Origin of the sequence: Hymenobacter busanensis, from assembly GCF_008727865.1 — a bacterium.
Lineage (GTDB): Bacteria > Bacteroidota > Bacteroidia > Cytophagales > Hymenobacteraceae > Solirubrum > Solirubrum busanense.
In genome coordinates this window covers 203,602-223,728 of sequence record NZ_VTWU01000007.1, presented here as the reverse complement: position 1 = coordinate 223,728, position 20,127 = coordinate 203,602, and the positions used below count along the sequence as shown (strand labels likewise).

Sequence of the window (20,127 nt, the reverse complement as noted above, 5' to 3'; positions counted from 1 at the left end):
AATGCATCAAGACCACTAGTGAAGTCATGTGTGAGGGTTCCGCTACCAGCGTCAGCTGTTAATGGAGAAGTCCATCTCGGTGAACTCGCAGAAGAAGGTGTATTAAAATTCCAGTACGCTAGCGTGGTCTGCCCCCACCCGAGCAGCGGCAGCAGCAACGCAAACAAAACCAACATCCATGCGCGTCCTGTTCGGCCAGAAAGGCGCAGCAAGCGAGTAAAACCTGTGTTCATGCAGAGTGGGTGAAGGGTGGGCAAATAGGTGGGCAAACGTAACGTAAAGGTACTGCCGAGTCTGGGCAGCGTCCTACAGCCTACTAATTACCTAATTGTTATGCACTCTGCCAACCCGACCCGGCGCAAAGTGCACATGCACAGCAGCAAGGGCGTTTTTTTGTTTTTAGCGGCTCGGCCACCCAAGGCTTTCTCCCTGCTTGCGGCTCCGGGCGCGGCAGGCCGCGGCGGGTTTGCGGCGCGCGGTGCCGGTAGCCCGGCACGCCGGGCATAAAAAAAGCCCCCGGCCAACGCGGCCGGGGGCTTTTTTGCTACGAGCCGCAGCGGGTTATTGCTTCACGATTTTGCGCGTCAGCAGCTGGCCGTTGCTTTCCAGCGTCAGCACGTAGGTGCCGGCAGCGAGGTTGGTCAGGCGCACCTCGCCGTTGGCGGGCAGCGGCTGGTCGAGCACCACGCGGCCGAGCAGGTCGCTCAGGCTCACGCGGGCACCGGGGGCCGCGTTGCGCAGCTGCACGTGCAGCACGTCGGTGGCAGGGTTCGGGTACAGCTCGGTGCGGGCAGCCAGCGCGTTGCGGGCGGCCAGTACCACGCTGCCGCTCACCGGCAGGGTTTGGGTGGTGGTGCCCGACACGTGGGTGATGTTGCCGCTCACCGTGCCGGGGCCGGCATTGGCCGCCACGCGCACATACACCGTGGTGCCGGCAGCCGGACCCGACGAAATCGAAACGCTGCTGCCAAAGCCCGTGGTGGCGCTCAGCGACACTTCAAAGCCGGCCGGCGCCGTCACCGTAATGGGCACGGCCAGGTTGTAGCCCGTTACCACGTAGCTGCGCACGGCTGAGGCCACGCCCGGTGCCGTGGTGAAACCCGTCAGCGTCGAGGGCGAGGTCAGGATGGTAGCCGTAGTGGGAGCCACGAAGTCGGAAATCGTCACGTCGTCCACGTTCAGGCGCGGGTTGGTGCCGGCCGTGGTGTTGGTGCTGCTGATGCGCAGGCGCACGTTGCCGGCGCGGTTGGCCGCGAAGGTGTACGAGGTGAGCGTGTTGCTCAGCAGCGGCGCGGTGCCCGTAATGTCGGAATACGTCGTGCCGCCGTCGGTCGAAATTTCCACCTTAATAGAAGCAGGCGCGTCGTTGCCGTAGAGGCCGGCGTTTACCGTCACGGTGCCGGCACCGTTCGTTTTGTCGAAGGCCATGGCAATGGAGCCGCCCCCCCGAATGCGGGCCGACTTGGTGCCGTTGAAGCGGTCGGAGCCGGCGGTGGTGCCGATGAGGGCATCGGTAAACAGCCAGTCGCCGCTGCTCAGCGTTACGGTGCCGGCCGTGTAGGACGCCTTCACACCGGCTTCAAAGTCTTCAAACAGCGCCGTGGGGCGCGGCGTTACGGTGAAGGTGCTGGCCGCCGAGGTGCCGCCGCCGGGGGCCGGGTTGGTCACCGTCACGTTGTAGCTGCCGGCCGTGGCCACGGCCGTAGCCGGTACCGCCGCCGTCAGCTGCGTAGCCGACACGAAGGAGGTGGTCAGAGCGGTGTTGTTGAAGTTCACCACCGAGCTGGCCAGGAAGTTGGTGCCGTTCACGGTGAGGGTGAAGGCCGCGCCGCCCGCTACCGCCGTGGCCGGGGCCAAGCTGGTAATGGTGGGCACCGGGTTCGGGGTGGGCGTTACCGTGAAGGGCGTAGCCGAGGTAGCGGTGTTGCTGCCTACCGTCACCGCAATGGGGCCGGTGGTAGCGCCCGCGGGCACCGTCGCCGTCAGCTGCGTAGCCGATACAAACGTGACGCCGGTAGCCGCCGTGCCGTTGAACGATACCGTGGCGGCGCTGGTGAAGTTGGTACCGGTGATGGTTACCACAGTGCCTACCGGACCGCTCGTGGGCGTGAAGCTGCTGATGGTGGGCAGGGCAACCGGCGTGGTCACAGTGAAGGTGCCGGTGCTGGTGCCCGTGCCGCCGGGGGTCGTTACGGCAATGGTGCCGGTAGTTGCGCCGGTGGGCACGGTAGCCGAAATCTGGGTGCTGTTGAGCACGTTGAAGGTGGTAGCCGTCGTGCCGTTGAACGTAACGCGGGTTGTGCCCGTGAAGCCCGTGCCGTTGATGGTCACGACCGTACCCACCGGGCCCGTCGTGGGCGTGAAGCTGCTGACGGTGGGAGCCGGCGCATTCACGGTGCCGCTCACGGCCACGTTCTGCGTAGCCGTGCCGCTGGTGTTGCTGATGTTGCCGCTGGGCGTACCCACCGTGCCGCCAATCAGCCGCACGCTGATGGTGGTGCTGGCGACGGTGCCGCCGGTTTGGGGCAGCGTGAGCGAGGTAGAAAACGTCGTGCCGTTGCTCGACACCTCAAAACCGCTCGGGGCCGTCACGGTAATGTCGGCGGCAAGGCTGCTGCCGCTCACGGTGTAGGTCTGCACTGCCGAGGGCGTGCCTTGCGTGGTGCTGAAGGTGAGGGGGCCGGTCGTAGAAACCGTTACGGCCGGCGAAACAGCCGTGCCGCAGCCGGCGTTCAGCGGCGCATCGGTAGCAGTCAGTTGAATGGGCGTGGCGCTGCCGCCCAGCGGGTTCACCGTCACGGCGCCCGAGGGCCAGGTGCCGTCACCGTCGGTGTTGCAGTTGAGCACCGAGCCGGTAGTTACCGAGCGTTCTTCTACCCGGCGCACGCCGTTGGGCAGTGTGTTCGGAATAATGCTGTTCCAGGAGCCGGCGGTAGTGCTGTAGCCCGTTACCGCGCTGCCAATCGTCACGCCAATGTTTTCCACCACGGCCACCGTAAGGGGGCGGCCGGTGCCGGCGGTGTTGTCGTACAGCGCCACCACGTTCTTGGGCGTCGCCGACGATGCTCCTTTAATAAAGGTGCCGCTGTTGGCCGTGCCGGCCGTGGCGCTGTAGGTCAGCACCGTAATGCCCTGGTCGAGGGCAAGCTTTTTCTCGATGACTGCGGGGGTGGCGTCTTTGGCCAGCGTCAGGGTCGGGTATACCACGTTGCCGCCGGTAAAGCGGGCGTTGCCGGTGTTCACGAAAGCAAACCAGCCGGTGTAGCTGCCGCTGGCATCGGTCGTGAAGCTTTCGTAGTTGCCGGCCGTGGTCAGGTTCGGCGCCGAGGTGTAGCTGTAGGTCGCGCCGTTGGGGCTAATGAGCAAGGGGTTGCCCGCGCCCGTGCCCGTACCGCCAATGTCGACGGTACCGCCGCCCGTGGTAGCGTTGGTGGCGCCCATCGAGTAGTAGCGGTACACGGTGCCGGGCGTCAAATTCGTTACCGTAGCCCGGTACACCACGGGCAGGCGCGTGGCGGTGGCGCTGCCCATGTACTGGGGCACTATCACGCCGGTAAAGTCGGCCTGGGTGAGGCTTTGTGCCCAGCTTGCCAAAGGCAGGCACAGGAGCATAATAGCAGTCAGCCATCGGCGGGAATGCCCCGCATAGCTGCGCAGTACGCGTGTAAGAGTGTGGTCCATAAGATGGAGTTGGAAAGTGAAGAAGCAGGTTATGTGGTGAGGGGAAACAAAAGTACAAGCTACGGAATGCGGCCGGTTTGCCTCAGTCGTTACGCTTTTATTACGCCCGGACGAAAACGGGTGACAAGCAAAAAGCCCCCTACCGTGAATGGCAGGGGGCTTTTTAGTTTACAAGTGAAGCAAAGCTTAGCGCTTCACCACTTTGCGCGTCAGCTTCTGGCCGCCGCTCACCACGTTCACCACGTAGGTGCCGGGCTTCAGGCTGCTCAGGTTCAACTGGCCGTCGGCGGGCAGCGGCTGGTTCAGCACAGTGCGGCCGAGCAGGTCGAGTACCGTTACCGTGGCATCAGCAGCTACGTCGCTCACCACGATGTTCAGCGTGGTTTCCACCGGGTTCGGGAACAGCGCCAGTTGAGCACCTTCGCCAATCACCACCGTCTGAATCGGCGAGAGGGTTTCTTTGCCGTCGGTGTCAATCTGCTTCAGGCGGTAGAACGACGTGCCGGTTACCGGCGTGTTGTCTACGTGGCTGTAGGCGCTGCGGCTAGCCGTAGTACCACGGCCCTCTTTGAAGGCGATGCTGCTGAAGTTGCGGCCGTCGCGGCTGCGCAGTACTTCAAAGCCGCGGTTGTTCTGCTCCTGAGCCGTTACCCAGTCGAGGTACACGCGGCCTTTGTTGGCCTTGGCTACGAACGACACCAGGTTAACCGGCAGCGGGGGCTGAATCAGCGGCAGGTTCGGCACCTTGTAGTTCTCAGCAGCCTGCACCTGGTCGTTGTTGTACTCGAAACCGAAGAAGTAGTAGTTCAGGTTCGGGTTCAGGTTGGTAACCGTCACCTGGCCGGCGCTACCGGCAAACACTACAAAGTTGCCGTTGATCTGCGAACCGAAGCCGTAACGCTCGTTACCCGAGTCGTAAGGCACACCGTCCTGCGGGAAGTCAGCAGCTTGGTCGAGAGCTTGACGAGTGGTGCTGGCAATTACTAGGCGGTTCTCACCGTAGCCGCTAGCTTCGGGGTTACCTGGAATCAGGAAGGTAATCAGGGCGCTGGTACGGTCGGCCGAGAACTGTACCGTAGCCTGCGACTGTACCGTGGGCTCCACGTCGATGGAGTTGCCGCGTACCGTGCTGTTCGGGTTCAACGAGAAAGGCGTGCCGTTGTTGAAGTTCGAGCTTTCAAACGTCAAGTCGGCAGCGGCCAGACCCACACGAGTCGGCGCGTAGCGGATGTACAAACGCGTGTCGCTCGTGATGCTGTCGTTGGTCGGGTTCGGCGTAATGGTTACGCTGTAGCCGAAGGGACCGGTGGGGCTCGTCGAAATCTGGAACTGCGGCGTGCCCGAGGGATTCAGCGGCGAAATAGCGTCGTTCGGTACACGCACGGTCACCGTAGACGACAGACGGGCACCGCGGATGCGCAGCGACTGAGCCTGCGGACCCGAAACCGTACCTTTTACCTGGTTACGAACCTGCACAAACGGGTCGCGCAGTTCGATTTCCGGGGCGCTCGAGCCGTTCAGCGACACAAACTGAGTGCGGGCCGGAGCGCTCGAAGCGGTAAGGAACACACCGCGGTCAATCTGAGCCGTGGGCGGGAAGTAACGAACGTAGATGGTCGTGAAGGCTACGTCACCAGCCGTTGAGCCGGTACCACCGATGCGGGGCAGTACAATGGTGTTGCCGGTAGCCGAAGCCGGGAAACCCGTCGGCGACAAAGCAATCTGGTAGTACTGGGGAGCCTGCAGGGTCAGGTCTTGCAGCAGGTTGGTAGCCGAGATGTTGAACGACTGTACAGCCGAAGGAACACCCGGCGACGTGCTGAACTCACGCAGCAGCGCACCGCTGACCGTGATATCCGACGTTTGGTTTGAGGGGTTGCTGGCCGTGATAGAAACCGTCTGCGTCGGGGCGTTGGTGCTGGTCAGAGTAACCGAGCCCGAGAAGGAAGGCGACGGAACCGTAGCAATCAGCTGAACTTCGATGGTGGTAGCACCTACGAAGCCCGAACCATTCGGCGTGAGCGAAATCGGGGAGCTGGTGAAAGCACCACCGGCCGAAGCGTTCCGGATCTGTACGTTAGCCGAAGGCGTCAACACCAACGGATCTTGCAGGTTGGTGCCCGAAGCCGTGAAAGTCAACGTTTGCGACGAACCGCTGTTGGTAACAGTACCGAAATTAAGCGTAGTAGGGTTGGCGGTAATGTTGGGCCCCGTAGGAGCCGGGGTGCCGGTACCGCTCACAAACACATTGCGGGTGGTAGCACCCGATGTAGCTACTTGAACGTTACCCGAGGTAGCACCCGTAGCTACCGGCACGAAACGCACGTCAACCTGCACGTTCGAAACCGTGCCGTTCGTGGGAGCAATCGTAATAGGCCCGTTCGAGAAGGCATTGGCGCCCGTCCGAATCTGGAAGCCCGTGGGAGCCGAAACCGTGATGTTGTTGGTGCCCAGGTTCTGGCCACTTACGGTAAACGACTGCGGCGACGAGGCCGCGCCTACCTGAACATTACCAAAATCAGGCAACGAACTGGCTGAGGTTTGCAATACCGGCTGAGCAGCCGTTCCTTGACCAACAACCTGTACGTTTCTGGTGGTAGCACCTGCGCTTACCAGCGAAATGAAGTCGTTGTAGTTAGCAACAGCCGTCGGGGCAAACCGAATATCCAGTTGCGTTGCGTTGATGGTACCGTCGGCCGTCGGCGTCAGGGTTACCGTCGTACCGAATGCATTGGCACCGGTGCGAATCTGGAAGCCAGCCGGAGCAGTAATTACCAAGTTCTGAGTCAGCCCTTGAGCCGAAACAGTAGTCGAGAGGGTGCTCGAAACTTGGTTTACTTCCGTGTTCGGGAAAATACGCTGATCGGGGTTGACGGTGATGTTCGCCGGAACCGTGCCGCTCAACACCACATCATCCACGCGGTACACGTTGAATGCCGTGGCAGTAGCCGGAGCGGAAGCCGCCGTGCGCAGAAAACGGATAGCCGCGAATTGAGTAGAGAAGCCAGCCGGCAAGCTTGCCACTGCAGTTCCCCACCGGCCACCGCTAGCATCTACCGTACCACCGGTGAAGGTGTAAGCCAAGGAGGTATATGCGTACGTAGTGCCGTCAGTTGAAGTACCGTACTGCAAACGGAACGGACCGTTGACTGCACCTGGAGTAGGCGCACCAGCAGGCTGGTACAAGCGGAACGTCACCTGCGCGTTGGTAATGGTTGCGGCGTTGATGTCCGTAATACTAAATAACGTATTAGTAGCCGCTGGCGGCGTAGCGTTGTTGAACGTGGGGTTGAATACCACGTTTACGCTGCCCGAACCCGGCGACGGATTCGTTACCGACATATCTGCGCTACCAGTGAAGGCGAAGGCGTCGTTGTCGAAACCACCTTGCGCGTCGTAGTTAGCGGGGGACTGGCCTTCGGTAGCCGTCGTGCCCATGGTTTCGGTGAAGCGCTGTGCCCACGTGCCGAAGGGCAACAGCAAGAAGATGGCCAGCATCGCGCACAAACGAGACCAACCGGCCTGTCGCGGAGCGATTTTGTAAGCGTTTTTCATATTTGGAGTGAGGAATGGTTACAAAGGAGAAAAGCAGGAAGCGTTCAGCTTGCCGTGTCGGGTGTGATTACGCAAGAGTCGAAAAAAGGATGGTTGTATGCTGCATTTATTGTTGCAATTTTTTTAGAGCAAACAGCACCGCTTCAACTTCGCTGAACGCACTCATTCTTCATATTTCGTGCCAGAAGCGCTAACTTTCTCTATACAAAAGTAAAAACACTTAGGTTATTGCTACATACGTGACGTCTTATGTATCCAGAACAGTTGTGAATTATAATATTCATATGAATTTATACTTTGTTTGTGCCCACAAATTTGCAGGGAAATTTTGTAAAAACGCCCATTGGGTTTCCCTTTGAGTAAAGCTGAAGCGGCTGGCTCGCACAATGCTTTTACTCGTTTGAAGGTTCGAAACCAGTCGAAAGAATCTTAAAAAATAAAAGCCGCCCCTGAAGGGGCGGCTTTGAGCATATTGTAGGCGGATTAGTTTCTACTTCCAATCAGGCAACGTGGCGTTCTGGAATAACTTGGTGCGGTTCCGGCCTTCCAAATCCATTGTCCATATTTCAGGCGGTGACTGGCCGTCGTTGGCTACATTTACAAAGATGATTTTCGCTCCATCGGGTGAAAAGCGCGGCTGAATGTCGTTGGTGCCGGCGGCTTTTTGGCTGGAAAGGTCAATTAACCCGCTGCCGTCAAGTTTTTGCAGGAAAATGTGGGCATTTAGCTGACGGCCTGTGGCGTCGTCGATGCCGGATACGTCGCGGGAGTAAACTACTTGGCGGCCATCGGCGCTGAAGCCCGGCGAATCGAGACGCCCGGTCTGATTGGCCAGCAGCAGCGTCAGCTCGGTGCCATCAGCGTTCAGGGTGTATACTTCCGCGTCGAAGACGTTGGCCCCAATGGTCTGCACGACTATCTTATTGCCAAACACCGTCCAATCCATTTCCCTGAAGTGCCGGCCCGCAGGCGCCGTTGCCAACTGCACAAGACCGGTGCCGTCGCGGTTGATGCGGTAGAGCTTGTCGTAGTGGGTGTAGAGAAGCTGGCTGCCGTCGGGCGACCAACAGAACCCTTGCCCGCCACTGTAGTATCCGTCGACGGAAATCATGGTAACCCGGCGGGTGTCCGAACCATCGCGGTTCATGGTATACAGTTGGTATTGCCCCGTCGCGTTGCTGGTGTATGCAATCCGGTCGCGCGTTGGGCTCAGTTGCGGGGCCGTTTCGGAGGTGGCACCCGAGGTCAAACGCATGATGGTACCGTTGGCCTGCCCATCGGCGGCGAAGATGTCGGTGTTGCCGTTATCGGTGCGGGCGAATACGTAGCGCAAAGTGGGAAAGGCCTTGGTTTGAAAGCTCCAAACATCCCCGTAAGCGGTTTCGCCGGCTTTGTCCCGCACGCTCACTTGCCAGAAATAGGTAGTGCCGTAGCTCAAGTCGCCCACGACGATGGTCGTGTCGCGGCTATTGGCTAGCACCACACGCTTGGCGGTGGAGCTACCAGTGTACAGCACTACATCGTAACGAAGCGAGTCGTTTTTATCGGCGTCGGTGGCCCGCCAACGCAGCGTAACGGTCGTGGGGAGTTCTACCGCGGCATTGGCCGGCTCGAACCGCACCGGGGCGGTGGGTCGCGTGTTGGCGCCGGCTTTGTCGAGAGCAAGGATAACCGGAGTGGCGGGTCCAGCCTCCACGGTCAGGTTTACCGTTTCGGTTTTGTATTCGGCTTTTTTTGCGGCCAAAGCATACTTGCCCGTAACCAGGTTCGGAAGCGAGAATTTTCCTTCGCCGTCCGTAGTAAACGAGGTAGTGGCCGGCGTGGTGGTAATGATGACGTTGGCCAACGGCTGGTTGGTGCGGGCATCGCGCACGATGCCTTCGATGGCGCCGTATTGCACCGGTTCCACGGTTGTTTCTTCGCAGGCAACCAAGCTGCTGCCCAGGGTGAGCCATAGCAGCCAAGCCGCAACAACGCGAATGGTACGAGCACTCATGTGGTGGAGGAAATGGAGGTGAAGAAAACAGCGCTGTCGGCGTGGCGACCGAATGGCGTGTTGGGACGGAACCGATGGGGCGTGACGCCGGGCTAACGCGCCGGTTGGTGCACGACCGAATCGGCGGCTACAACGGTGCCTTGGGCATCGAGCAGCCGCAAGTGCACGCGATAAAAGTCTCTGGGGTCGAGGTTGATGGTCGTGCGTGAGAGGACGACGTCCTGGCCGGGCGCTACCTCTACCCCACCCGACTGCGCGTTGCGTGACGAGCCGCTACGGCCGCGTTTTTCGGTCAGCAATTCATAACGCAAATGCGCCGCTTGGTTGGTAGCGTTCTGGCAATGGCCGGCAATGGTTAGGTTGAGGCCAGTCTGGATTAACTCCAGCCGTGCGTGGCAAACGGGCGTTGACGAATCGGTGGCGGCAAGCAGCACAAGCAAAAAGGGAATGTGAAACATGATTGGTAAGGTTAGAGCGCCTGCAACAGGGTTTCAGTGGTGCAGGGGAAGGCTACGGCAGCACGCGTCCCTGCTCAATGATGATGCGAATGCCGTTTCCGCGCATTTGCACTTCGTAGCCCGGCGTAGTAGTGCCGTTTTCTCGCTGAATCAATTGGTTGTTGCGCCCGGTCTGCTCGACGGTATAACGGCGGTTGTCGACGTCCAAATCCTGCTCGACGCGGTTGTTGGCGCCCGTTTGCCGAATCTGGGACTCGGTATTCAGGCCGTTGATGTCGGATTCGACCCAGTTGTTGGTGCCGTATTGTTCCACCGAGGTACGGGTGGCCGCTCCGGCCTGTTCGATGGTGGCGGCATTGCCGCTCCCTACTTGCACCAGATTTACCAAGTTGCCCAGCGAAGCTCCGCTCGTTCTCATTTGCTGAATAGAGGCAGCGTTCTGATTGCCCTCCTGCACCAGGATGGCGCGGTTAGCATCAGAAAGTGCAGTTAGCACGTCCAGGGGCAGCCGCTCGGGGCCCAACTGCTCGGCCAGAGCCTGCTCGGCCCGCTGGGAGTCGTTGGATTCCCGCTGTTGGGCATTCGCTGTTATTGTCCAGCTAATCAAGCAAAACACGATTAGAACCAGCTTTTTCATAGGAGGTTTTTATTTGCTTAAACTGAAGACTTATTACGCCCTAGCAATATACATAATTATATTATTTATGAAAATAATTATAAAAATAGTACAATAAGTATCGGTGTTGCACTTTAGCGACTTACCAGCCCCCGTATGCCAAGAGGTGGCATACAGGAGCTGGTACCTGCGCTAAGGGCGTCGCCCTTACGGATGATCTTGGTGCACAGTAGCTACATTGCTGTCGCCCACCTGCGAAATGATGCTGGTCTGGCCGCTCAGGCCCTGCCATACCTGCGCCCTGTTGTCGTCGCCGATTTGGGTCTGTCGGGCCAAATGCGCGTCGCCGTCTTGGTCGGCATACGCCAAGTTGCGGGAGCCTTGCTGGTATTGGTACGAGCGGTTATCGTTGCCGTCCTGCTCGGACACGGCCCGGTTGTCGTCGCCTACAATGGTTTGCTCGGCGCGGTTGCGGTTGCCCATTTGCTCGGCACGAGCCACGTTATCGTTCGAGCCCAGGATGCCAATGTTCTGCAACGCCACGTTGTCGCTGCCGTTCTGGTCGGCCACCGAACGGTTCCGGTCGCCAATTACGCTTTGCTCAGCGCGGTTACGGTTACCGATCTGGTGAATCGTAGCCCGGTTGTCGTCGCCGCGCAGCATCTGGGTAGCATAGTTGTCGTTGCCGCCTTCTTGCGTTACCGAGCCTTCGTTACGGTCGCCGGTTTGGCCTTGGTACGAACGGTTGCGGCCACCAATTTGCTTGGCATACACGCTGTTTCGGTCGCCGAGCTGGGTCTGATAAGCTTTGTTGTCGCTGTCGAGCGGTATTCCATCACCCTGGATGATGGTGGCGTCGTTGCGGTTGCCGGTCTGGCGTTGCTCGGCAATGTTGCGGTCTTTGCGCTGGGTGGCGGTAGCCGTGTTGTTACGGCCATCCTGGTCTTGCAGCAGGGAGTTGCTGTTGCCCAACTGCGTACCAGTGGCGTCGTTGTTGCGGCCTTCCTGGGTTTGGGACGCCGCGTTCAGGTTGCCCACGGTTTGCAACGAAGCAGCGTTTTCGCGGCCGCGCTGGTCTTGCGAAGCGGTGTTCAGGTTACCTACCTGCACCGAGCCTGCTGAGTTGTATTGACCCACTTGCTTTTGGGTCAGTGTATTTACTATGCCGGACTGACCGCCGGCTGCGGTATTTCGGTACCCAGTCTGCGATACATCGGCATTGTTACCGGGTCCGATTTGCGTCAAAGTGCTGGTGTTTTCTTGGGCGTTGGCGTATCCTGCGGCCAGTAGAGCAGCAACCAGGAATGAATACTTTTTCATGGGGAGCAGATGGTTGGATGTTAGAAAGATGGGGAAGTGAGGTTCCCTCCGGAGGAACAGTACAAATATATAAAGGAAAATGACTATAAAAAGGAATCGTTAAATTATTTCCATGAATATTTATTAATACAATCCTATCAACTGTTTTCTAGGCATGCTTATCCCAACAAAACCGCTACTTCTCAGCACCTTACGCTAATAAATTGACTTATTTACAGAACATGTTTCATCAATAAGCACGAGAAAGTGGCTGTATGGTAAGCCATAGGCCAGAAACAGGCATGTAGCGCCCGGAGCGCAATGCGGTGCTCCGGGCGCTACATGCCTGTTTATTCTATCCGCGTCGTGCCCTACGGATGATCTTGGTGTACTGTGGCGATGTTGCTGTCACCTTCTTGCGAAATCACGCTGGTTTGGCCGCTCAGTCCCTGCCACACTTTGGCACTGTTGCTGTTACCAATCTGCGTTTGTTGGGCCATATGCCCATCCCCGTCCTGGTCGATGTAGGCCACGTTGTAGTAGCCGTTCTGGTACTGTTGCGCACGGCTGTTATTGCCTTCCTGTTCAATCGTCGCTTGGTTATCATCATTGATGATGGTCTGCTCGGCCCAGTTGCCGTTGCCCCGCTGCAATACTGTTGCCGTGTTGCGGTCGGACCCGCCTATACCAATGGTTTGCACGGAGCGGTTGTCGCTGCCGTATTGGTCTGCATTCGACGCGTTGTAGCCGCCAATCTGCGTTTGCTCGGCCCGGTTGCGGTTGCCCACTTGCTCGATATCGGCAATGTTCTCACGGTTCAGTTCGCTCACCCGGCGCTGCGACTGGCTGGCCCAGTTGTCGTTGCCACCGCGCTGCATGATGGTGGCTCGGTTCAAGATGCCGTCTAGCTGTTCCTGGTACGCCGTGCTGGTAGCTCCTATTTGGGTGGCCATGGCTTTGTTTTGGTAGCCCGTTTGTTTTTGCGTGGCGGTATTGTAGCCATCAAGCGGAATTCCGTCGCCTTGCACAATGCGGGCTTCGTTCAGGTCGCCGTATTGATCCTGGCTGGCCTTGTTGTGGTTGCCTGTTTGGGTAATATAGGCATCGTTGCCGCCTCCCGTACTTCCCAGTCCTTGCAGTTGGGTTGCCTCGTTGGAATTGCCTTGCTGTAGTACACGAGCAAACTGGCCCAAGTCGTTTTGCGTTTGCGACACCTTGTTCCAGTCGCCCGCCGTTGCCGATCTGGCATCGTTGCCAACGCCCGTTTGCTTCTGAACAACTTGGTTGTGGTCACCCACCACGGCTGCCTGGAGGGCGTTTACCCGCCCACTCTGCGTCTGCGCAGTGCTATTGTGGCTGCCCACCTGAAGCGAGGTTTGGGTATTCACATAGCCCAACTGGCTTTGCGTAAGGTTGTTTTCATTACCAGCCTGAACCCCAACGGCAGAATTGGTGCCTATTGATAAGGATGTCTGGCTCACGGTAGCAGTATTGCCCGAGCCAGTTTGGTCAAGGGTGCTGGTGTTGTTTTGGGCGCTAGCAAGGCCTGATACCATCAGGGCAGCGGCGAAAAAGGTCATGCGCTTCATTGACTAGAGGGAAATGGGGATGAAAAGAGAAGAATGGATTCCCGCCGGAGGGACACGACAATTAATAAAATTTTTGTTATATTTTTTATAAAATTGTTAATATATTTTTTACTGATAAACGTCAGCGGCTCTTTTATCAGAAGTTCAAGAGGCACTAAAAAACCTTAGCCCTCTTTGCTGCCACGGCTGTGGCAGCAAAGAGGGCTAGCGAAATAGTGCATTCAACTTGAATGGGTACTTATTCAAGCTTCGGTACTGAGGTTGAGCGAGCAGCGGGAATCGGTCCGGACTTGCGCCCTCCTATATATAGCACCACTCCGGCCCTGACCGACCAGTAATAGTCGTTGTATTTACCGTGGGTCATGCGGTCTAGGCGGTCCGATAAGTAGTAGTGGTTGTCGATGCCGAGGTGAATACCAAGCCGGTCGAAGGGCATTACCTCCATACCCATGCCCACCAGCATGTGCGGGAGCAAGTCGGTGCGGCCAAACGCGGGCTGACTGCGGGTGGTGAGGCCGCCGCCGGCCAGCAGATAGGGCGTGAATTTATCTTCGGGAAAGAGGCGCAGGTGCCCGGCCAGTTCGGCATAATTGAAGGTTTCACGGTAGAAGTCGCCAGCGCCCAACGTGCCCCGCCCCAAGTTTACCACGCCTACCAGCCGGCCGCTCCGGGCACCGCCGTAACGCAGCGTTAGTTCGGCACCACCTTGTACTTGCGGCCGGCTAAAGTCGCCGCTGTAACGCTGTGCGGCGCCAGTTAAGCCAATACCCAAGCTGCTGCGGCGCTCCTGCAGTGCACGGCCCAGCACGTCGATGGACTGGTTTTCTTGCTTTTCGCGCACGTATTCGGTGACAGCCCGGCCATTGCGGTCGGCTGGGTCGCGCGGCAGCCACAGCCCTTCCTGAATGCCTTCGATGACCAATGCCTGCACCGACTTCTCGATGGCCTCTTTCACCGCCATTTCAGATGGCTCGTTGTAGGTAAAGCCGGTTTCGGTTTCCAGCAGCCGCTTAAAGCTCACAAACTGAAACAGGCTGGCATCGACCTGCTGCGAGAGGATGGTTTTGGAGGTGTAAACGGTCTTCAGAATTTCCCCGTTGCTGGTGCTGATGGCCCGCAGGTATACCGTCACGCGGTCCTGCCGGTACTGCCCCGATGCCCCGGCGCCAAAATAGCGCAACCCCGCCCCACCGGTCAGCATGTTGGCATCGTAGGAGATGATGCCGCCTTCGAGGATAACGCCGGCGAAAAGCAGGGGTGGCAGCGCCGGCTCTTTTTGCCCGGTAGCATCAGAGTATTCGGCCCGGCTGCTGCGGATAATCTTCCGCTCGTTGAGCAGGTTGCCAAGGTTTTCGCGCTCAATGGGGTCAAACCAGCGCGACTCTTCCAGCGCCCGGAGCATGATGCTGGTGGCGCCCTGCGTCACGGCCGTGGAAAAGCTGGAGCCGTTGGCCGTGGGCTTGTACTGCCCCGTCTGGTCGCGAAACTTGTAGACGGCCACCACCACGCGTTCCTGCGGTGCCGGCAGGCTCCGCAAAATGGCGCTACCCCGCACCTCGGCCCCAAGGCGGGCTTTTTCGGTGGTCAAGGGCTGGTGAAAATAGGAGGCGCAGCTGCTAGTCAACAGCAAAGCCAATGGCGCCAGTAAACGCCGGGTGAAGACGGGGAAACGCATGGCGGTGGAGGTAGGGGCCGATGCAGCCGTGGCGAGCCGCGCCGACCCGGGATGCTAGAAAAACGGAATGACGACGGTGGTTTGGTTACCGGTACCGCTGTCTGTGATTTGCACCGAAATGCCGTTGTTGCCGGGCGTCACGTTGATCTGATACGCCCCGATGTTGTAGGTCCCCTCTTTGATACCCGTCTCGCCGAACTGCGAGGTGATGAGTTGACGCGACAACTGCGACAGAATTTGTTGGTTCATGCTCTGCTCGAATTCCTTGAGCGGGTCACGTTCCAGCAACGACTTGGTCGACTTGTCCTCGATCTTGTTCTGGGCCTGCGCCGAACTCAGCAGCCAAGAATAGTTGAAGGTATTGCCGCCCCCAAACGACGGATTTTTTGGTTCGTACACTAGGTCTTGGGCGGCGAGTGGCCGCGGTGCAAGCAGGGCCAACGCGCATAATGCGGCAAGCACCACAAAAGAATGGGAGAAGCGGAGGAGCGTCTTCATAACGGCACGTAACAAGGTGGAACAGTGGAAAAGCAGCTTCAAAAGATGCCCGAGCCGGATTGATCGGCGCCATCGAGTTGGCGGCGGATGGCTTCGTAGTTGGCGAGGTATTCCTGCACCGAGGCCACCGCATCCTGGGCCGCGGCTTCTACTACATCGAACTTGGGCTGCAGCGGCAGCTCCATTATTTCGGAATCGTTAACTTCTACCGAAACCAGCGTAGCTGTGCCGCGCGCCGGCTTTTCGTGAATTATAACCGTGAAGTCGGAAGCGCCGGGCGGGGCTTCCCAGCGGGTGTAAAACACGTCGTAGAAATCGTGCCCCACTTTGGTAATGGTTTGATCGACTACCAATCCCTCGATTTCCGTAGGTCGGAATTTTGCCCGCGTGGCAGCCGAATCGGGCTGCATCACGCGGCGCAGCGCATCCTCTACCTGCCGCGGCAGAGCAGCAGCAGGCTTGGCTTGGGCCAGACCGACAGCCGGGGCAGTCCACCCCAGCAGCATGCAACTGAGGCCCATTACCCAAGGGCGCCACCACAGAATCAGGACAGGATTCGGTGGTTGCGCTTCATTCTTTTTAGAACGACGCATCACGGTGGAGCAATATGATTGGCTGATGGCGCAGCCAGATAAGTAAGCAGTCAGCAAACGGCAAGCAGTTGACTCACTTGTTTACTTTTGCCCCATAAACATAAATATTTAAAAGAATAATACTATGATATAGATGTAATATTTTTAACTATTCATGCAAAAATTAAAACTATACCGATAAATAACAATTACGATTTTAAACTACTAATAGGTAAAATACTTTACTCCCATAGCGGATAATGCTCTAGATCAACTTCTTGTCCAAAAAACAGCCGCGTACTTTCTTCAAAAGACGGCGTGAAATCCGACACGTAGAAATGGTGTTTGGGCGGCTGCACCGTTGCCGGCGCGGTCAGGGCATGCGCTTGCAACAACGCCTGCAACGCTTGCGCTACCGTGTCGGATGGGTCGAGCACATCGGTTTGGCCTTGGTAGAACTCCACAATTTGCTCCCGAATAAGGGGGTAGTGCGTGCAGGCCAGTACCAGGGCGTCGATGCCGTCCAGCGCGGGGTCGGATAGGTAGTTGTTGACCACGCTCTGGCTGACGGCGTTGTGCACGAAACCCTCCTCGACCATGGGCGCCAGTAGCGGCGTGGCCAGCGCCTGCAGACTAATGCCTTGGCCGAGCGCGTCGATTTTCTTGCGGTACACGTTGGAGCCCACCGTTTGCTTGGTGCCGATGAGGCCCACGGTGCGCCCGGCGTAATGCTGGCCTACGTACTGGACAATGGGGTCGATGACGTTGAGCACGCGCGCTTTCGAGCCCACGTATTCGCGCACCAGCTCGTAGGCTGCCGCCGAGGCCGAGTTGCAGGCAATAAGAATGACCTTGCACTGCTGGCGCAGGAGTAAGTCGCAAATCTTGATGGAATAGGCCTGAATAGCAGCCGTGCTTTTGTCGCCGTAGGGCAGGTGGGCCGTGTCGCCAAAATACACGAGCCGCTCGTGGGGCAGCAGGTTGCGCACGGCGCGGGCCACCGTGAGCCCGCCAATGCCGCTGTCGAACACGCCAATGGGGCGCAGGTCGGTGAAAGCAGCGGGGTGGGCAGTGGCAGGTATAGACATGGGCCGAAGATAAATGGTTTTGGGCCTGCGCTGGGCTATCAAGCCGTTTTCGAAGCGCCTTCGACCGACGTTAAGAGCTTACAGCCAGCTTATTTATGGCTCCCGGCGCCTTTCTTTTCATTGCCCCAAACTACCCCTTGTCGGACCGTGGAAGAGCGCGCAGCGTACCCGAAAATGGCCGAGCTGCAACCTACCGTGGCGTGCACGTGTCGTGAAATGCGTATGTTGGCTCCTCCTTACTACCCTTCTTCCTGTATGTCCCGCAGCGTCATCCTTGACGAAATTGACCAAGCCCTTACCCATTTCGATGCCGCCAAGGGCCGCCCGGTGGCCATAGAACTCGGCGAGCGGAAGTACACGCAACTCGTCATTGATGTGTCGAGCCTGCACGGCGACGGCGGCGAGCTGACCACCAACACCGGCCGGCCGCTGGCCTACCGCGGCCTCGAAATCCTGCGCGACGACGTGCACGTGGACCGGGTGCGGATCATCTGAGTTGGCAGCTATTCCGACTCGCCTCGTTCGGACTCCAATGCCTGTTTGAGCTGGCCCATATGCTTATAGTTTGCCCGGGCATTAAACGGCGAAGGAACTCCTCCGCGCCCGAGCGAATAAAGGTTGGCATAGATGGCGCGGGGTGTTATCAGGATATACAGGTAGTTGTTCTTGGGTTCTTGCAGACACCATAACTGGTGCGTTTGCTGCTCCAAATACCAGTGCGGAAACTGCTTTTTGAGCCACAATTGCAGCGCAGGTTGGGTTAACGAACTTTCTATTCGGATGAGCCGATGCATCAGGCTTAGGCTACGACCATACCAAGCCCAAACAGCGGCCAACAGAACCAAGGCAACGAGCAGGTTCATGTTGGGGTAGCCCGTTGGAATGAGCCACGCCAAGAGAGTCACCGGCAACCACGTAAGGGGCAAGAATGCGTAAAAAAAGTATTCCAGCACGGCTCCCAAAGACCATTTTTGGAGCAGGTAACCTGCCTTGATGCTCTTATGGAAGTCTATCTGCAACGAAATAAAAAGTAGGTAGGCGCGGGCTTGGCGACGCTAGTTACGAAGGCGACTGTATTCTAGCAATTAGCCGCAGTACCTTTGCGCTATGAATCTGCTTTCTGGCGAAAATCTCTCTAAAAATTACGCGGACCGCTGGTTGTTCCGCGACTTGGGCTTCGGCCTGCAACAAGGGCAGCGGGTGGCGCTGGTGGGCATCAACGGCTCGGGCAAAACCACGCTGCTGCGCATTCTGGCGGGCCTGGAGCCGCCCGATACCGGCTTGGTGAGCGTGCGCAAGGGCATTCGGGTGGCCTTCCTGGGCCAGCAGCCGGTATTCGACGAAGAGCTGACGGTTGAGCAAACCATTTTTGCTTCGCAGAATGATACGCTGGCCGCCATTCGCGACTACGAGCACGTGGTGAACGACCCCAAACACAAGTCGGATGACTTGCAGCGGGTAATGGAGCAGATGGACGCACTGAACGCCTGGGACTACGAGGCGCAGGTAAAGCAGATTCTGGGCCGTTTGGGCATTCTGGGGCCGCTGCTGGAGCGGCAGGTGAAGCACCTCTCGGGCGGGCAGCGCAAGCGCGTGGCCCTGGCGCGGGTGCTCATCGAGGAGCCGGAAGTGCTGATTTTGGACGAGCCCACCAACCATTTGGACCTGGACACCATCGAGTGGCTGGAAAACCGGCTGGCCTCCCCCACCCTCACCCTGCTGATGGTAACCCACGATAGGTACTTCCTAGATAAGGTGGCCAACGAGATTGTGGAGCTGGACCAGGGCCGCGTGCACCGCTACCAAGGCAACTACTCCTACTTCGTGGAGAAGAAGGCCGAGCGGGAGCAGATGGAAGTAGCCGAGGTGGAGAAAGCCCGCAACCTGCTGCGCAAGGAGTTGGAATGGATGCGCCGCCAGCCCCAAGCCCGCGGCACCAAGCAAAAGGCCCGCATCGACGCCTTCTACGAAACCCAGGAAAAGGCCAAGACCAAGATTGGTGGTCCGCAGCTGGAGCTGAGCGTGAAAACCACGCGCCAGGGCGGCAAAATCATCGAAGTAGAGCACCTGCACAAGCATTGGGGCGACAAGGTGGTGCTCGACGACTTCAGCTACGTGTTCAAGAAAAAGGACCGCATCGGCCTGATCGGGCCAAACGGCGCGGGCAAGTCGACGCTGCTGAACATGCTCACGGGCAAGATTGCGCCCGACTCGGGCGTGGTGGACGCGGGCCAGACGACCGTATTCGGCTACTACACCCAGACGGAGTTGGAGTTCGACGAAACCCAGCGCGTGATTGACATTGTGAAGGAAGTGGCCGAAGTGGTGGAAATGGCCAACGGCGACGTAGTAACGGCGTCGCAGTTTCTGCAGCACTTCCAGTTTCCGCCAGCCCAGCAGTACACGCTGGTGAGCAAGCTGAGCGGGGGCGAAAAGCGCCGCCTGCAGCTGCTGCGCGTGCTCATCAAGAATCCGAACTTCCTGATTCTCGACGAGCCGACCAACGACCTCGACATCATCACGCTCAACATCCTCGAAGACTTCCTGCTGAATTTCACCGGCTGCCTGCTCATTGTGAGCCACGACCGGTACTTCATGGATGCCTTGGTGGAGCACGTGTTTGTGCTGGAGCCCGGCGGGCAGATTCGGCAGTTCCCCGGCAACTACACCGACTACCGCGAGTGGCAGAAAGAGCACGAAGCCGAGGAATATGCCCGCCAGCAGGCCCGCAGCGCCAAGGCCGCGGCCGGGGTGGCGCCGTCGGCTGAGACGAAGGCCGCACCGGTGCCAGCAGCGGCTTCCGCGGCTCCAAAGCGCAAGGCCACGTTTGCGGAAAAGAAGGAGTACGAAACGCTGGAAAAGGACCTGGAGCGCCTCGAAGCCCAGAAGCAGGAGCTGATCGGCAAGCTGAACTCGGGCGCCGGCTCGCACAAAGAGCTGGCCGACTGGGCCGCCGAGCTCAAACGCACCGACGCCGAGCTGGACAGCAAGGGCGAGAGGTGGCTGGAGTTGGCGGAATTTATGGACTAAGCGCGTCCGAATGCGTTTGCGTTGAGCGGGGCATTGGCAGGATTCTGCTGGTGCCCCGTTTCCGTATGCA

General features: G+C 58.5%; 14 protein-coding genes. 2 read left to right on the top strand and 12 right to left on the bottom strand.

The window, feature by feature from the left end:
• Positions 1 to 561 precede the first annotated feature (561 nt).
• The 11 genes from F0P96_RS18280 to murI form a co-directional block, all read right to left on the bottom strand.
• The gene (locus F0P96_RS18280; protein WP_151080415.1) at positions 562 to 3,681 is read right to left on the bottom strand and encodes an IPT/TIG domain-containing protein; all 3,120 of its coding nucleotides are present in this window, start codon (positions 3,679 to 3,681) and stop codon (positions 562 to 564) included.
• Between the two features lie 186 nt (positions 3,682 to 3,867).
• Positions 3,868 to 7,179 (bottom strand): T9SS type A sorting domain-containing protein, encoded by a 3,312-nt coding sequence (locus F0P96_RS18275; RefSeq protein WP_160619848.1) that lies wholly within the window; start codon positions 7,177 to 7,179, stop codon positions 3,868 to 3,870.
• Between the two features lie 547 nt (positions 7,180 to 7,726).
• On the bottom strand, positions 7,727 to 9,232 hold the full coding sequence (locus F0P96_RS18270; RefSeq protein WP_151080413.1) for a carboxypeptidase regulatory-like domain-containing protein: 1,506 nt from the start codon (positions 9,230 to 9,232) through the stop codon (positions 7,727 to 7,729).
• 92 nt (positions 9,233 to 9,324) lie between these two features.
• Positions 9,325 to 9,690: a curli-like amyloid fiber formation chaperone CsgH gene (csgH, locus tag F0P96_RS18265; protein ID WP_151080412.1), complete on the bottom strand. Its 366-nt coding sequence runs from the start codon at positions 9,688 to 9,690 to the stop codon at positions 9,325 to 9,327.
• Positions 9,691 to 9,742: 52 nt separating this feature from the next.
• On the bottom strand, positions 9,743 to 10,327 hold the full coding sequence (locus tag F0P96_RS18260; protein ID WP_151080411.1) for a hypothetical protein: 585 nt from the start codon (positions 10,325 to 10,327) through the stop codon (positions 9,743 to 9,745).
• Positions 10,328 to 10,513: 186 nt separating this feature from the next.
• Entirely contained in the window at positions 10,514 to 11,443 is a 930-nt protein-coding gene (locus F0P96_RS18255; protein ID WP_160619846.1) for a hypothetical protein, read from the bottom strand.
• Positions 11,444 to 11,976: 533 nt separating this feature from the next.
• Complete coding sequence (locus F0P96_RS18250) at positions 11,977 to 13,194, bottom strand: hypothetical protein (protein WP_151080409.1); 1,218 nt, start codon at positions 13,192 to 13,194, stop codon at positions 11,977 to 11,979.
• 238 nt (positions 13,195 to 13,432) lie between these two features.
• Entirely contained in the window at positions 13,433 to 14,869 is a 1,437-nt protein-coding gene (locus F0P96_RS18245) for a CsgG/HfaB family protein (RefSeq protein ID WP_151080408.1), read from the bottom strand.
• A 54-nt stretch (positions 14,870 to 14,923) separates the two neighbouring features.
• Positions 14,924 to 15,367, bottom strand: coding sequence for a curli production assembly/transport component CsgF (locus F0P96_RS18240; protein WP_151080407.1), 444 nt, complete (start codon positions 15,365 to 15,367; stop codon positions 14,924 to 14,926).
• Positions 15,368 to 15,405: 38 nt separating this feature from the next.
• The gene (locus tag F0P96_RS18235) at positions 15,406 to 15,960 is read right to left on the bottom strand and encodes a CsgE family curli-type amyloid fiber assembly protein (RefSeq protein ID WP_151080406.1); all 555 of its coding nucleotides are present in this window, start codon (positions 15,958 to 15,960) and stop codon (positions 15,406 to 15,408) included.
• 221 nt (positions 15,961 to 16,181) lie between these two features.
• The gene (gene murI / locus F0P96_RS18230) at positions 16,182 to 17,027 is read right to left on the bottom strand and encodes a glutamate racemase (protein WP_151080405.1); all 846 of its coding nucleotides are present in this window, start codon (positions 17,025 to 17,027) and stop codon (positions 16,182 to 16,184) included.
• 255 nt (positions 17,028 to 17,282) lie between these two features.
• Between murI and F0P96_RS18225 the strand changes: the two genes are divergently transcribed.
• Positions 17,283 to 17,522: a hypothetical protein gene (locus tag F0P96_RS18225; protein ID WP_151080404.1), complete on the top strand. Its 240-nt coding sequence runs from the start codon at positions 17,283 to 17,285 to the stop codon at positions 17,520 to 17,522.
• An 8-nt stretch (positions 17,523 to 17,530) separates the two neighbouring features.
• Here F0P96_RS18225 and F0P96_RS18220 read toward each other — a convergent pair whose 3' ends face one another.
• Positions 17,531 to 18,046, bottom strand: coding sequence for a hypothetical protein (locus F0P96_RS18220; RefSeq protein ID WP_151080403.1), 516 nt, complete (start codon positions 18,044 to 18,046; stop codon positions 17,531 to 17,533).
• 88 nt (positions 18,047 to 18,134) lie between these two features.
• Here F0P96_RS18220 and F0P96_RS18215 point away from each other — a divergent pair, with 88 nt between their 5' ends.
• Positions 18,135 to 20,057 (top strand): ABC-F family ATP-binding cassette domain-containing protein, encoded by a 1,923-nt coding sequence (locus tag F0P96_RS18215; RefSeq protein ID WP_151080402.1) that lies wholly within the window; start codon positions 18,135 to 18,137, stop codon positions 20,055 to 20,057.
• Positions 20,058 to 20,127: the final 70 nt, after the last annotated feature.

What these genes read in the sequence shown, in the direction of transcription:
- F0P96_RS18280 (WP_151080415.1), bottom strand. Translation starts at nt 3,681, where the DNA reads ATGGACCACACTCTTACACGCGTACTGCGCAGCTATGCGGGGCATTCC.
- F0P96_RS18275 (WP_160619848.1), bottom strand. Translation starts at nt 7,179, where the DNA reads ATGCTGGCCATCTTCTTGCTGTTGCCCTTCGGCACGTGGGCACAGCGC.
- F0P96_RS18270 (WP_151080413.1), bottom strand. Translation starts at nt 9,232, where the DNA reads ATGAGTGCTCGTACCATTCGCGTTGTTGCGGCTTGGCTGCTATGGCTC.
- csgH (WP_151080412.1), bottom strand. Translation starts at nt 9,690, where the DNA reads ATGTTTCACATTCCCTTTTTGCTTGTGCTGCTTGCCGCCACCGATTCG.
- F0P96_RS18260 (WP_151080411.1), bottom strand. Translation starts at nt 10,327, where the DNA reads ATGAAAAAGCTGGTTCTAATCGTGTTTTGCTTGATTAGCTGGACAATA.
- F0P96_RS18250 (WP_151080409.1), bottom strand. Translation starts at nt 13,194, where the DNA reads ATGAAGCGCATGACCTTTTTCGCCGCTGCCCTGATGGTATCAGGCCTT.
- F0P96_RS18245 (WP_151080408.1), bottom strand. Translation starts at nt 14,869, where the DNA reads ATGCGTTTCCCCGTCTTCACCCGGCGTTTACTGGCGCCATTGGCTTTG.
- F0P96_RS18240 (WP_151080407.1), bottom strand. Translation starts at nt 15,367, where the DNA reads ATGAAGACGCTCCTCCGCTTCTCCCATTCTTTTGTGGTGCTTGCCGCA.
- F0P96_RS18235 (WP_151080406.1), bottom strand. Translation starts at nt 15,960, where the DNA reads ATGCGTCGTTCTAAAAAGAATGAAGCGCAACCACCGAATCCTGTCCTG.
- murI (WP_151080405.1), bottom strand. Translation starts at nt 17,027, where the DNA reads ATGTCTATACCTGCCACTGCCCACCCCGCTGCTTTCACCGACCTGCGC.
- F0P96_RS18225 (WP_151080404.1), top strand. Translation starts at nt 17,283, where the DNA reads ATGTCCCGCAGCGTCATCCTTGACGAAATTGACCAAGCCCTTACCCAT.
- F0P96_RS18215 (WP_151080402.1), top strand. Translation starts at nt 18,135, where the DNA reads ATGAATCTGCTTTCTGGCGAAAATCTCTCTAAAAATTACGCGGACCGC.